General features: G+C 48.0%; 13 protein-coding genes. 3 read left to right on the top strand and 10 right to left on the bottom strand.

Annotated elements, in window-relative coordinates; genetic code table 11:
* On the bottom strand, window positions 1-1848 hold a 1848-nt coding region (locus tag B5E62_RS10790), incomplete at its 3' end, for a hypothetical protein (RefSeq protein WP_206414316.1).
* Between the two features lie 145 nt (window positions 1849-1993).
* Window positions 1994-2503: a hypothetical protein gene (locus B5E62_RS10785; RefSeq protein WP_087174573.1), complete on the bottom strand. Its 510-nt coding sequence runs from the start codon at window positions 2501-2503 to the stop codon at window positions 1994-1996.
* 518 nt (window positions 2504-3021) lie between these two features.
* Between B5E62_RS10785 and B5E62_RS10780 the strand changes: the two genes are divergently transcribed.
* The 3 genes from B5E62_RS10780 to B5E62_RS10770 all read left to right on the top strand — a co-directional run bounded on the left by B5E62_RS10780 (window position 3022) and on the right by B5E62_RS10770 (window position 5667).
* Complete coding sequence (locus B5E62_RS10780) at window positions 3022-3465, top strand: hypothetical protein (RefSeq protein ID WP_087174572.1); 444 nt, start codon at window positions 3022-3024, stop codon at window positions 3463-3465.
* A 290-nt stretch (window positions 3466-3755) separates the two neighbouring features.
* On the top strand, window positions 3756-5198 hold the full coding sequence (locus tag B5E62_RS10775; protein ID WP_242957852.1) for a response regulator transcription factor: 1443 nt from the start codon (window positions 3756-3758) through the stop codon (window positions 5196-5198).
* A 19-nt stretch (window positions 5199-5217) separates the two neighbouring features.
* Window positions 5218-5667, top strand: coding sequence for a hypothetical protein (locus B5E62_RS10770; RefSeq protein WP_162610300.1), 450 nt, complete (start codon window positions 5218-5220; stop codon window positions 5665-5667).
* 117 nt (window positions 5668-5784) lie between these two features.
* Here the strand turns inward: B5E62_RS10770 and B5E62_RS10765 are convergent, their stop codons facing one another.
* The 8 genes from B5E62_RS10765 to B5E62_RS10730 all read right to left on the bottom strand — a co-directional run bounded on the left by B5E62_RS10765 (window position 5785) and on the right by B5E62_RS10730 (window position 12691).
* A complete protein-coding gene (locus B5E62_RS10765; protein WP_087174570.1) occupies window positions 5785-6747 on the bottom strand; it encodes a helix-turn-helix domain-containing protein in 963 nt (320 codons plus the stop codon).
* Between the two features lie 193 nt (window positions 6748-6940).
* On the bottom strand, window positions 6941-7108 hold the full coding sequence (locus B5E62_RS17755; RefSeq protein WP_442911356.1) for a sortase B protein-sorting domain-containing protein: 168 nt from the start codon (window positions 7106-7108) through the stop codon (window positions 6941-6943).
* An 80-nt stretch (window positions 7109-7188) separates the two neighbouring features.
* A complete protein-coding gene (locus B5E62_RS10755; RefSeq protein ID WP_087174568.1) occupies window positions 7189-7434 on the bottom strand; it encodes a SpaA isopeptide-forming pilin-related protein in 246 nt (81 codons plus the stop codon).
* 2 nt (window positions 7435-7436) lie between these two features.
* On the bottom strand, window positions 7437-8630 hold the full coding sequence (locus B5E62_RS10750) for a Cys-Gln thioester bond-forming surface protein (RefSeq protein WP_143468854.1): 1194 nt from the start codon (window positions 8628-8630) through the stop codon (window positions 7437-7439).
* Window positions 8631-8902: 272 nt separating this feature from the next.
* Window positions 8903-9838, bottom strand: coding sequence for a ParB/RepB/Spo0J family partition protein (locus B5E62_RS10745; RefSeq protein WP_076779359.1), 936 nt, complete (start codon window positions 9836-9838; stop codon window positions 8903-8905).
* Window positions 9792-10619, bottom strand: coding sequence for a ParA family protein (locus B5E62_RS10740; protein WP_076779361.1), 828 nt, complete (start codon window positions 10617-10619; stop codon window positions 9792-9794). The genes B5E62_RS10745 and B5E62_RS10740 overlap by 47 nt, the downstream gene beginning before the upstream one ends.
* 136 nt (window positions 10620-10755) lie before the next feature.
* Window positions 10756-11109: a hypothetical protein gene (locus B5E62_RS10735; RefSeq protein WP_076779364.1), complete on the bottom strand. Its 354-nt coding sequence runs from the start codon at window positions 11107-11109 to the stop codon at window positions 10756-10758.
* A 574-nt stretch (window positions 11110-11683) separates the two neighbouring features.
* Window positions 11684-12691 carry a helix-turn-helix domain-containing protein gene (locus tag B5E62_RS10730; RefSeq protein ID WP_087174566.1) on the bottom strand — a complete coding sequence of 336 codons (1008 nt, stop codon included), beginning with the start codon at window positions 12689-12691 and terminating at the stop codon, window positions 11684-11686.
* Window positions 12692-13042 lie beyond the last annotated feature (351 nt).

Below are 13042 nucleotides of genomic sequence, written 5' to 3'. Positions count from 1 at the left end.
GGTTCCGGCTCCGCTGACGATGACATCACCGCAGATGCCGTGATCGTTTACGGAAGAAATATTCACCTTCGCTCCGTTAATCGCCGTAAGGTCAGTATTAATGCCCGGAGTGCCGAAACCGGCATCCTGAGTTGCATTGTTCTTCGCATTCAGCGTCGCGCCGTCCACCGTCAGTCCGCCGAGGGCACGTACCGCCGAATACGGCTGAGGCGCCTCGGCGCTGGAAAAGTCAACGATAATATCCACGTCTGCGCCGCCGGTAAGCGTAATGGCACTGTTGCCGTAAAGCCCGAAACCGGTGCCTCTTATCTGCAGTCTTCCGCTCCCCGTAATGGTCAGGTCCCCGTTGGAATAAATCCCGTTTTCGGTGCTGCCACTGCCGTTAATCTGGTTTTCGCCTTTCAGCACAATGGTAAGGTCCGGAATAAGCGCATGTATGGCGGCAAAGTCTTCGCTCACCGTCAGCGTTGCGTTATCCAACGTCAGGGTGTTGGTATCCGGGTCATAGGACACCGTAGCGCCCGAACCGTCGGCGTCACCCAGAATATCGTCCTTGTTTGCCGAAGTCACTTCTATGCCATTGACCTTAAGCGGGTCAAAGACACACTCCATCACAAAAAGGCTATTGAAGGTGCCGCTTAAAAAGCTGCCGTCCGGTCTCTTTGGCTCATCGTGATTCGCCAGGGTATAACCATTATCGGCGGGACGACCGTCCAGATAGACGGATGCCTCCTCAGAGATGGCGTATCCCTCCTTCGCCTTCACCCATACGGAGTAGTAGTAAGTCACGCCCTCTTCAAAAGTCGTGATTTTCTCATCTTCCGATATCTCGCTGTTGAAAGACTCCTCGCTGGTGATACTCTTGCCGTCGCTGCCGATCCACTGCTCCAGATAAACCTCGTATTTGTCCTGATCCGCCTCGTCCACCGTCGCTGTGAATGCAGGCGTCAGTCCCATTCCCACATTCCAGCTGACGTTCACCAGATTGACGGCATTCACGATCTGCTTTTCATCCGGATTATTGCTATCCGCTTCCGGATTGTATACCAGTCTGAGCGTGTAATACCTATTTACCGTCGCATTGATCGTTGGCGTCCAGCTATTACCATCACCTTCTTGCGATGACCCAAATCTGTCAAGCACCGCTTCGACCGTCAGATCATCCACGGTGACATTCTCCAGATCAGGAACTGTTTGCTTATTCTCCTCGAAATACTGATAGAGCAGTTCCGTTACTGCCCGTTCCTCAGAATCACTCGTGGTACCATCAGGATATGTGACATCCGGATTCCCTGTGGCCGTTATGCCTTCCTTGTACAGCTTATTCTCGCTGTCAGGCAGCCCCACATCGACCACTCCCGTATAATAATTATTGATGGTCGTATTGAAGGTAACTTCATTCCAATCTAACGACACTGTACTCGCGTTGCTCCAATCGGTCCAGTCCGTCACCTGGTAGTTCCCCAGATTGTCCGGATCGCCGGTGCCGGAGACGCCCTCTCTCGCTTTTACCTCTACCTCGTAGTTAGGATTGATAACGCCTTCTGCATTTCCTGTGTTTGTAAAGGTGCAGGTGGTCTCCCGCTGAACCGTCTTTGTCTCTACCTTTGTCTTTCCTCCGGCAATGCCGTCAAAGTGTCCGTAAAGGGTCACTTCATACTCAAAGATATCCAGCCCGCCGGTGGATGCCGGCTTATCCCAGCTGACCTTTAAGCCGTCCGCTGTCACTTCCAGCTTCAGATTTGTTGGCGCAGCCGGTACACCCGCCGCAAAAGCGGTCATTGGCAGCATCCCCAGCAGCATACACAGGGAAAGCAGCAGCACCGTCAGTTTCCTTTTTGCTTGCATTTGGTTTCTCCTCCTTGTCAAACAAAACTTACTGTAGCGCCTTTTTCGGGATTTGTGCAGGTCGCTTTAGCGCCAATTTCCCAAAAATTATGTGGCGCACCTGCGCCAATCCACATTTTTCGCGGAAATCATGGGGAAATACCGCTTATCTCATTAGATCCTGATAGTCTGGGTCTGTTGTCCGAATCCCCCACGCCAGTTCCCAAAGCTTTTCATCTTCGGAAAGGACATAGCACCTGCCATCCACCCCTTCGAACCGGCGTTTATCAAACCAGAAACTGTAGGTATCCCCTTGCGCCGTCACAAATGTAAGCCCCCGGGTATCTGTAGAGACGATGGGTGACTCGGATTCCACCGACACATCCCGCAGTGCCTGCAAGACCCCGGCGATCACCGTTTCGTCCCTTGTCTCGTAGTCCGCCGCCGTCTCTGTCCAATGGTGAAAGATCAGTTCCACCGGCAGTTCCTCATGGGGCAGCTCCAAAAGCTCCCGCTGCCTTTCGGTACAGTAAGCAAAAAGGGAGTCCCCTTGGTATGCCGGGGACGAAGTCTCTGTCGGGGTCGGAGTCTCTGCCGGAAGCGCAGGATCTGATGCTGCACACCCCGCCAGCAAACAGATGGCTGCCAGAAGTGCCGCTGCCCCTCTTTTTTTCATTCGTGCCTCCTTTCTTCTGTCCTGGTCTCATGAATCGCTTTGCTGCTCGGCCTGTAACGCCAAAGGCGATCCAAACTCTTTTTTTGTCCTTTTATGGTTTTACTGTATCGTTTTTTTAAGGATCTGTGCAGGCCGCTTTCGCGCCAATTTAAAACGCATGGCGCACCTGCGCCAATCTATTTTTTGTGTGAAAATTCCAAAACACCTTGATTGTGCAAAAGGGATTGCCGATCATGACAGGCGGCCTGCTACGTCCTGTAAACTTAAGAGGTATTACACTCTGTACAGGGTGGATGGCCTCAATTTTCCGCTCAAAGCTTCGTTTCTCAAAATGGCGCAGGTGCGCCACAGTGTTTTTTTAGTTTGGTGCTAAAGCGGCCTGTTAAAAACACCAGCTTCCTGCTATGACAAAAAACTAAAAGTTCACATGATGGAAGGCCGGCCAGGACACAGAATGTCCAAAAAGCTTCAGCTGGCCTTTTCGGAACGCAGGATCAGAAAGAGGATATATCGTATGTATGCAAGGTTCAGGCCGTACCATCTCATTGGCGCCATCGGTGGGTTCCTCACTGCCCTCACCGCCATTATTAGCTTGGCAGTTTCCACATCGTACTACTTTCTTTGGCGCGTTCAGCGCTACCCGTGACAGCCTCATCAAAGTAGGCAGCCTGATCGCGGGGATAGGTCTTGGCTTTAATATCTTGATCTCAATTCTCCAGATGGCGGGTGTGTATGTTTTTGTTCTGGCTCTTCTTGGGGCTCTCGTTATGATGGCAGGGGTTGTGATCGCCTGTATCAAATTCATCATGCTCTTCCAGAGAGACGCTTTTGTCGTGGTGTTCTGCGTGTTTATTTTCCTGGGGCTTCTGCTGTCTTTATTCTGGACGTGGGCAAGCCTGATAAGCGGCGCTGGGCTGGGTGGCCTGCTGATTTATTTTTACGTCCACAATATCACCTACTAGACAGCTTCTCTCATTCAGGATATTTCCTTGTTTACCGCGGCTACACCGTGTGGCTGCGGTAAAACGGCATGTGCGGGCGCAAAAAAACGGTAGTTCCCGGATGCGGAACGCAGCTCCAAAAATATACGGTTTTATCCAGGAGAATCCCTGGTTTAGGTCAAACAGGAAGGATTGTATATTCCGCAAAAACGTCAGCGAAAAAAGTCTCTAACCGACCGAAATCGTTGAAAATCCATGCCGTTTATAGTATAATAATCTATAGCTGTACCATTGCGGAGAAAGGGAGTGGAATGGGACGTATGGTAATAATAAAGAAAAGCTTCACAAATCCAAAATCCATTTATGCGATTCTGCTGCTTGGTATTTTTACTTTTCTATTTCTTGGCGCCGAGTACCTATATGTGAATATGATCTCGCTTACGGCAGGGGATGAAAAACCGGTGATTGCGCAAAACTACGCGTTAGGAATAAGCGCTGTCGGTTTTTTGCTCTATCCGCTGTTTCATCGCTTTTTGAAAAGGCGGGTACAAATCGTTGGACTTTTTATCCTTGCACTAGCAGCGGCAGTATGCAATTTTTTGGTTCAAAAACATGTTTCTTATTCGTCCACTCTGCTCTCCGGAATGACATTGTTCCTGTTTCTGGGGATATTGGGAAGCGCGGCCCACTACCTGTTTTTCAAACTGGCGAGGGATCGCACCCATCTGGCGCGTATGGTTGGTGTCTCCTATGCCCTTGGGATCTTCCTGCAGTTTCTAAATAACAATCTTGTGGATCTGGAAACTGCGGAAGCCTTGATACTTTCACTCTTTGCCCTTGTAGCGTTAGCGCTGTTGCTGAAGGCAGAAAGGCTTTGCCGCCAGGAAAACGCAGAAGCGGAAGAACTCCAGTCCCCCGCCATAGAGGATGATGGGAAGGGAACCCGAAAGAAGATCGCCGCCGGCGGACTCCTTGCACTGCTTGTCATCCTGATGGCATGTATCTTCAGTACGCTGGACAACGCGGTCACCATGCATCATGCAGCAGGCACTGACATCGGGCAATGGCCGCGGCTTTTGCTGGCGGTAAGCGGCCTTTCTGCCGGCTTTCTTTTTGATATCCGAAAGCGGAAATTTATGGCCATGATGATGTACTGCGTCATGCTGATGTCCGTCATCTGTTTGGTAGTACTCAAGCTGGGCGGCCCGTTTTTGATCGGCCTGATCGTATTTTATCTTTCGGCTGGATTTTTTGTGGTATTCTTCACCACCAGCTTTCTGGATTTTGCCCGCCATATGCCCACGCCAGCGCTGTGGGCCGGTATGGGGCGCGCCATGAATAACGTGAGCGCCGCTTTGCTTACCAACGCCTCTGTAGCGTTGCTTGTTTCTGACAGCAATGGCATGGCATCCATCATTCTGGCACTGGTCCTGTTTGTGGCCGTCAGCGTAGTCATCTATCTTTATACAGCCTGGATGCCGGTTTCATCCGGCACCCCCAAGGATATCCCGACAGACCTGGACCCTCAGGAAGCGTTCCGTCTTTTGTCGGAGCTGTTTATCCTTACGCCCAAGGAAACCGAAGTATTTGACAAGCTGGTCAATTCAGAGGAAAGTATTCAGGAGATCGCAGATGGACTGTATCTATCCCGGCGAACCTGTCAGCGGCATATCGCGGCGATCTATGAGAAAGCAGGTGTAAAATCACGCATGGGATTGTACCAGCTCTACATAGAAAAACAGCGCAGGCCATGACAGTCAGAAAGGGATTCGGATGAAGAGGATTAAAATTACCATTTTGCTGATTTTATTGTGCGTACTGGCGGGGTGTTCCCCAAAAGACACATCGCTTCGGCCCTATTGCACCGAAAGCCAGCAGGAATTTCTGGATCAGTCGCTGGAAGAGCTGCCGGTCGCGCTTACCTATCATCACAACGATAACATCCTGGGACGCTACGAAACGACGGATGAAGAAATCATCTCCGAAATCCTGCAGGCATTACGGGAAACGACCATTGTATCCAAAGCTTTCAGCGGCTCTACAGACAGCCGGATCCTGGAGTTTGAGACAGCGGATGGGGATACCTGCCTCTTCTGGTTTGATGAAAACCGGTTCCATGGCGCCGGCGGAACATCCTATGTGCTTTCCGGCGACGAGGAGATTTGGGATCTGGCGCGGAAAATCCAAGAAACATATCCAGAGTACAGGGAAGCGATGGAGTAAAAAAGGCACATCGCAAAACCAGGCATTCCTTACTTGTATCCAGCTAAGGCTGTGCAAGCAGGGAATGCCTGGTTTATTTATACCCATTTTTCAAACGCAAGGGACTCGGATTTAGCCTCATTTATACTCTTCCCCTTCCACAATGGGCATTGTGATGTTTTCCATGGCTTCTCGCATTTTGGGGTGCCGGATAACAAAATGAATCGCCGGCGTTTTTTCCTTGGACACGATCGCCCAGCTTCCCTCATGGATAAGAATTTGGATATGGCGGAACGCAGGAGATTTGTTTTCCTCAATATGGTAGTTTTTATGCATCTGAGAAAAGCGCTTCATCATCTCCAGATGTTCCCGATATTGCTCATAGGTGTAGACGATATCCTCTTCATAAAAAGCGCCAGCCAAGGATAGCGTCATGGGGTATTGGGCAAACTCATCTTTTGAAAAGTTGGGATACGCTTCAAAGATGGAGTCGTGGGATAGAATTTCTTCCGTCAATTCCCTTTGAAAAGCAATATGTTCCATGATCCTGATCTGGTTTTTCTCCGAAACACGATTGTCCCTCAAAACCTGAAAGACAAGCTCATCGTCGGCCGTGTAGAGCGACAGGGATGACAGGATTGACCGCCTTGTACCTTCTGTTTTTGCATCAAGCTTTAAAAAGGCATCCGCCGTAAATTTTTGAGGATCGGACAGCTTGCGCTGCCCCTTTCGGATACGGGACAGGTACGAAGGATCGTAGCTCAAAAAACGCGCAAGATCGGATACGCTGACGGACAATGTCTTCAGCAGGGTATCAAAATTCAATCTGAGTTTTTCTATCTCGATACCAGGCCCCTGTGCCTGCTCGGAGAGCGCCTGCCGAACCGCTTCCTCTTCCATCTCCCGAATTTTCTTTTCGGCTGCTATCGCCGCAATCCCCTTGGCTAAATTCTCCAATTGCCTGGAATCTGCTTCCGGCACACGGTCTCCAGAGCGATATCGGCTAATTGTAGCTGTGGACAGGCCGGAGCGTTCCGCCAGATCCCTGGCGGAGCATCCGGTCCGCTCCATATATCGGTTTAGAACGTCTTTGAACTCCATAGTAACTCTCCCATAACCCTATGTCTCACGTCTTCTCTTTTCCTTGTATTGAGGTATGCATACGCATCGCCGCCCATACAAAACAGCGCCCTGTAATAAGCATCACAAGGCGCTGTTCCATAGCATAATCCAGTTTTCGGGCAAACAGCGCAAGTATCACGCCGTATACCTTCCTGCGCCAACGCACCCAATATCAGCTTGAGCGCCGTTTTCCCCTTTTCTGTATGACGACGCTCACCACAAGGCCGGCGATACTTACAAGCGCCAAATACCCATACAGCAATATATTGGATTCATCACCAGTCTTGGGCGGGTTGGAATCGCGTGGAACGGGCGATGTGCCGTATCGGTTTGTAAACATTGCCTCCGCCAGTTTTTCGTCCGCATCCTCCGAACGGAGCGCAACCATCGCCGTCAGTCCTGAACCGTCCTGCGCATTTGTCACCGATTGGTCACTTCGTTCCAGTTGATGGTCACGCTCTGGGCCGCCGGGACCACATAGCGGTCTGCGGTCTCCACTTCTTCCAACGTATAAGGCGTATCGCCGGAGATCAGAATATCAGAAAACGTGGCAACACCTGTACTGTCCGTAACCGCATATTCATCCACCGGAATACCGGAAAGAGAAGTTCCGTAGAGATGGAACTTCATGCCTTCCACCAGACCGTCCTCGGAAGTTTTGGTCACTTTCAAATCTCCACGCTTGAGGATTTGGAAAAATCCACCGCAGCGATTTCCCCGCCTTTGACCTCCACCGTCTGCGCTTTCTGCGGTTCATACCGGTTCTCCGTCAGCTCCGTTACCGTGTAGGTTCCCGGCTGAAGGTTCTCCACCTTGATCGTTCCATCCTCCCCGGTGGTAACAGTCTGGTCAATCCCGTTGCCAGTGATCTGGAATTTCAATCCGGCCACCACGCCGTCCTCGGAAGTTTTCACGATCTGGATGTGCCCATAAGGGATTTTCACATTCAGATATGCTTTCACGGCTGCGGTATTCTCCACACCTGTGACAATATCCTGCAAAGACGGATCTCCGTAAGCAATCAGCTTGGCGCTGCTGCTCACGGTAGGGATCTTCTTGGTTGCGGATAACTGCACGTTCCCGGCAATCGCTTTGCTGGACGTGATGGTCAGTGTATTTCCGGATTTGCTGACTTTCACATCACTGTTGGATGATGTGAAATTGAATTTTGACAGAACGCCGTTGCTGTCTGTCAGTTTCAATACATACTGTTTGCCGTCCCATTTCAGTTCCTGGGGAGTGCTGTCTGTACTTCCGGACGCAAAGCTGGGGATAGTCCCGTGGCTGACCATGCCGGAAATAATCTGCTGATAGGCCGCCGCTATCCCGCTGTTCACCCCGCCTACGCAAAGGCTGTTATAAAATTTGGCGTCTGTCTGGGCATAAGGCGCAGACGCATTCCTGCACCCGGTCACAATCTCCCAGATGACCATCTGTGTGGCAAGGACTTTTTCATCCTCTGTACCGGACATGCTGCCCATACTTCCCTGTGCGCCATACAGAAGCGCCAAATTCACAGCGTCCTGTTTTGCCTTTCCTAAGTTGTTCCACACAACAGAAGCGTCCTTCTCCAGCGTGTTCCCGGTATGCAGGGAGATTCCCGGCTCGATACAGTAGGCATTATCCCCGTCTGCATAGATCCGGGTTCTGGCCTCCCCCGCATGGCTGAACGTAATTCCGTTATGAGACGCCGTCTGCTGATAACGGATGGTATTCCCGTTCCCGTCATAGCAGTAAGCGAATGTGATCGTTGCCTGCTGGGACGCAGCCGATACCGTGGCCGCCGGCAGGACGGACAGTGTCGTGACCGCCGCCAGTGCCAATGCGACTCCTTTCCTGAATAACTGTTTGATTTTCTTCACTTCATTCTCCTCCATTTCCGAGCCTTTCGGCCCACATAAAAAAATCCCTGCTTGCTGGCAGGGCTGGGTACTGATCCGGTGGAATGTGGATAGCCACCGGCTCCTTATTCTTCTTTTCGGCTGGTAAACTGCTGGTAATCCGGAAGGGGTAGGGTGTGGGGAGGGGGTGCTGTGTGCCGGTGACACACGTTTAGCACTGACCGGAGCGGAGACTCCGGAAACCCCGGAAAAAGGGAAGCACCAAAGGAACCCACTTTCCCCCAGGCGTCCTCTTACCTTTCCCGTCCTCGTTCCCGTCTGCGGTACAGCTCCAATGCCTTAATGATCGTGTCCTCCATCTGCTTTGGCGTGGTTCCCGGAGAAAAATATTTGTCAATCCTCTTTTTCGGGATTTTAAACTGCTCCACCTGGTTCGGTTTCTCTTCGGTCATGATCGACAGGATCACGTCCTCATTCAGCTTTCCCGCCTCCGCAAATTTCCGCATTTTAATCGCCTGTGCATGGCTTGGAGTACAGTCTTCCTGCTCCATTGTGTCCAAAAGCACCTGCTGTTGCTCTTTCGGCAGGTAAGACAGTTCTACTGCCGGGCGCATGGCAATCTTTCCCTCATCCACCATATCCAGAATAGGTGTGATAAGTTCGGTAAGACGGATATAGCGGCGGATTTGGTCTTGGCTTTCTCCCACTTGCTCTCCTAAAAGCTGTCTTGATGTCTTTCCTTGTAACTTCTGTGCCAGTGGCACAGAAGTTAAATCACTGCGCTTCCCCTGCCGTTTCATTGCGTCCAGTTTCATCTTATAAGCAAAGGCTTTCTCTGAGGGTAAGACTTTCTCCCTTTGCAGGTTAGAGTCAACCATGATAATCGTAGCCTCATCATCTGTCAGATTTCGCACGATACAGGGCATGACTGCTTTCCCGGCAAGTTCACTGGCGAATTTTCTCCGGTGTCCTGCTACCATTTCATAACCGCCTTCCGGTTTCGGGCGCACCAGAGCAGGATTGACCACGCCTTTCTCCCGGATACTCGCCGCCAGTTCCAGCATACTTTCATCCTGCTTTACTTTATACGGATGATTGGGAAAGTCGCTGATTTCTATCAGAGGAATATCTGCCACATACTCCCGCTTAGCCTCATCACGTTCCTCCTGCGTGCTGAACAGATCATCGGCTGCGGGAAGGGGCAATTTTATTTCTCTGCCTTTCGCCATCCCGTACCACCTCCCTTGTAAATGACGCATAGGCTTTAGCGACTGTACTGTTTTTGTCATAGCTGTAAATGCTTTGTCCTGCGGCACTCGTTTCCGCTGCTTTCACGCCAACCGGAATGACCGTCTGGTAAACCTTGACCATCCTCCCATAATTCTGCCGGATACTTTCTGCGGTCACACGGGCCAGATTTGTCCTCATATCCGCAAGTGTTAAAAGCACTCCGTCTACCTTCAGCGCCGGATTGATCTGCCTTTGTACCTTCCCGATTGTTTTCATAAGCTGTGTCATTCCCTTTGCCGGAAGATACTGAGCCTGTACCGGAACAATTACACTATCTGACGCCGCCAGTGCATTGATTGTCAGCATACCCAAACTCGGCATACAGTCAATCAACACATAATCATATCCGTTTTTCACTTCATTCAGATAGTTTTTCAGCGTCAGTTCCCGGCTCATGGCATTGACAAGCATAACTTCCAGTCCTGCAAGTTCAATGTTAGACGGGATCAGATCAACGCCTTCCTCATGGTGTAAAATCCCGGCGTGGCTATCCATTTCCCGGTCAGCCACAATGCCCTCTAACTGTGTGGCAAGCGTCACAGAAAGATTATCCTGCTCCGGCCACCCTAATGAAGTGGTCAGATCGCCCTGTGGATCAGCGTCTACCAGAAGGACCTTTTTCCCTTCTCTGGCAAGTCCGATCCCTAAGTTGACAGTCGTGGTGGTTTTCCCCGTTCCGCCTTTCTGGTTGGCAATCGCAATTACTTTGCAATTCGCCATAACGGTTCCCTCCTTTCCTGAAAATTTAATAGCCATCTTCCCGTGTAGGGAAATGACTATGTATAAAAATAGGCATGAAAAAACCGGATGATTTTCGCAAATTGAAAACCTTCCGGCTATGTAATATTCCCGCATTTTAAACGGGAATTTCCTGTTCTTCTGTTTCTATCCTCTTATCCTCTATCACATCATAAAAATCAAAAATAAATTCCGACACAAAAGATTCCTGCAGTTCTTCCGATTTTTCCAACTGTGCAATCTCCTGCGGATATTCCATACCGGAAATTCCAAACAATCCTCTTATCATATGGAACGCCTCGCTGATTCTGTCTGTATCCACCAATGCAGTTATGGCGAAATAAACATCATCCATATTCTCAATCCTCTGGCTGTTGGAAAACAGTTTGTCAATCAGGGGCAAGGTATAGGCTCCGGAGATCAGATTAACAGCATTGTTCACATTACTAGCGGATTTTCTCATTTTTTTCATAAATAATTCCTCTCTTTCTCTTTTGGCAGGCAGCCATATATTTATAGAACGCCAAAAAGCCGCCTGCTCTCAGTTAAAAGAACAAACGGCTTTCTGCACATTTCTATCTCTTTATTCATTTTTACTCATTGCAATTTTAGTTCCAAAATAGTACCACGGAGCATATGATAAGCCGGGAAACCCAGTGTTTATGCGGTCTCCCGGCTCCCTGTTTACTATTCGAACTCCACTTTTATATTTATACGCTTACAAATAATGCGAATTATCAGTTCGCTTTTTGTCTGATTTTTATTATTTTATATGCACTATCCATTTCGTCTATAATATTTATGTAGCCAAAATGTAGCCACCATTTTTTATTCACCTCGAAACAATTTATTCACGACCACCGGATTTTTCAACTCCAATAGAGTTTTATCCAGTGGCTTGCAAGTTTTCAGTTTATTGCCCCACTGTTTTTCGATATAAAATTCGTAGTAATTGGTGCGGGACTTAAAAATGTCAACATAAAACAATTAAAACAGTAAAATTCTTTCCGAATGATACGTTAGGAATAGATACACCCTTTATAATTTCAATGTTTTCTTATAACAGAACTGATTCCAACAACAGCGCCATAAAATACTCCGGCAATTGGCCAAACAATCCATGTCTTTTCCCATTCCATAGTTATAAAACTCCACCCAAGATAACTTGCAGTTACTGAACACCAATATATTTTATCTATTACATCATTTCTTTTATTTTCAATTTTCTGACTTCTTGTATAGTCTCCTTCTTCTAATAATCTCTGGAATCCGCCATATACAATCCCGGTAGATACAAGTAAATATACACCAATTGACACTAAGATAAGACAAAGATTCACACCGACTATTGTCAACATTCCATTTTTATCCGATACAGCCAACACCATAATTGGTACTGCACTAAGAATACAAAGCACTATCCCTAACACAAGGTTTCTGCTATGTGCAGCTTCATACCCCAATTTTTCTTTTTCAACCAATCCCTTTACTCCATAGGCCAGTTCTATCGGTTCTTTTTCAAGGAAATCATATACTTCCATTTTTCTTCCGTATATAATAAAGATCGCTACTGCCACCGCAACCATAAGTAAAAGTATTGTCATCCCAATACCCACTGCAACTTCCACAGAAAGAATCATCCCCTCTTTCTTATCCGACACCCCTGTAAGACCAATCAACATTATTGGTGATAAAATGCAAAGGGATACACCTAATGCAATCTTGGAAGATATATTTCGCAAAAGCTCCAAATAAACGTTCGCAGTTTCCATAGAAATCATCTGTATAGCTTTTTCATCCATTCCCAACTCTGCTGTATTGTATCCCAAGATTTCTTCGGTATCTCTCCCTGCTTCAAGAGAGTCCTTTAACAGATAATCTGTACTAACTCCAAAAATGATACTCATTTTAACTATCTTATCCAAATCTGGTATAGATGACGCACTTTCCCATTTCGAAACTGCTTGACGAGATACACCCAGCTGATTTGCCAGTTCTTCCTGTGACCATCCATTCTTTTTTCGCAAATCTGTAATTTTATCTGCTAAAATCATACTCACTCCTCCTTAAGATACTTGTTCTCTTACTTAAGCACCTCAAAGATATCAAATCTAACGGTTGCAAACAACCATTTCCCCCTTGAAATGTGTCAACCAACAGTTTCCATTCTGTTTTTTTATTGTGGATTATGGTAAATAACAGAGAAGCTGGTATTTCAAACCTGCCACATTTCCGTGATTTCTATTTTCTGAGATTCTTTATTATGATTTCTTCTCCACTTTCTAAAATTCATTCATCCCTTTCAAATATATCATTTCTAAAAAAATATTTCTCGGACTTTCAATAAATAAATTGATAAAATACAGATTCCGTAAAGTTCACTTTCGAATTTATATATAAATCAT

The organism is Lachnoclostridium sp. An118 (assembly GCF_002160985.1).
GTDB classification, from domain to species: Bacteria; Bacillota; Clostridia; order Lachnospirales; family Lachnospiraceae; genus Claveliimonas; species Claveliimonas stercoravium.
This window is presented reverse-complemented; position numbering and strand designations above follow the sequence as displayed.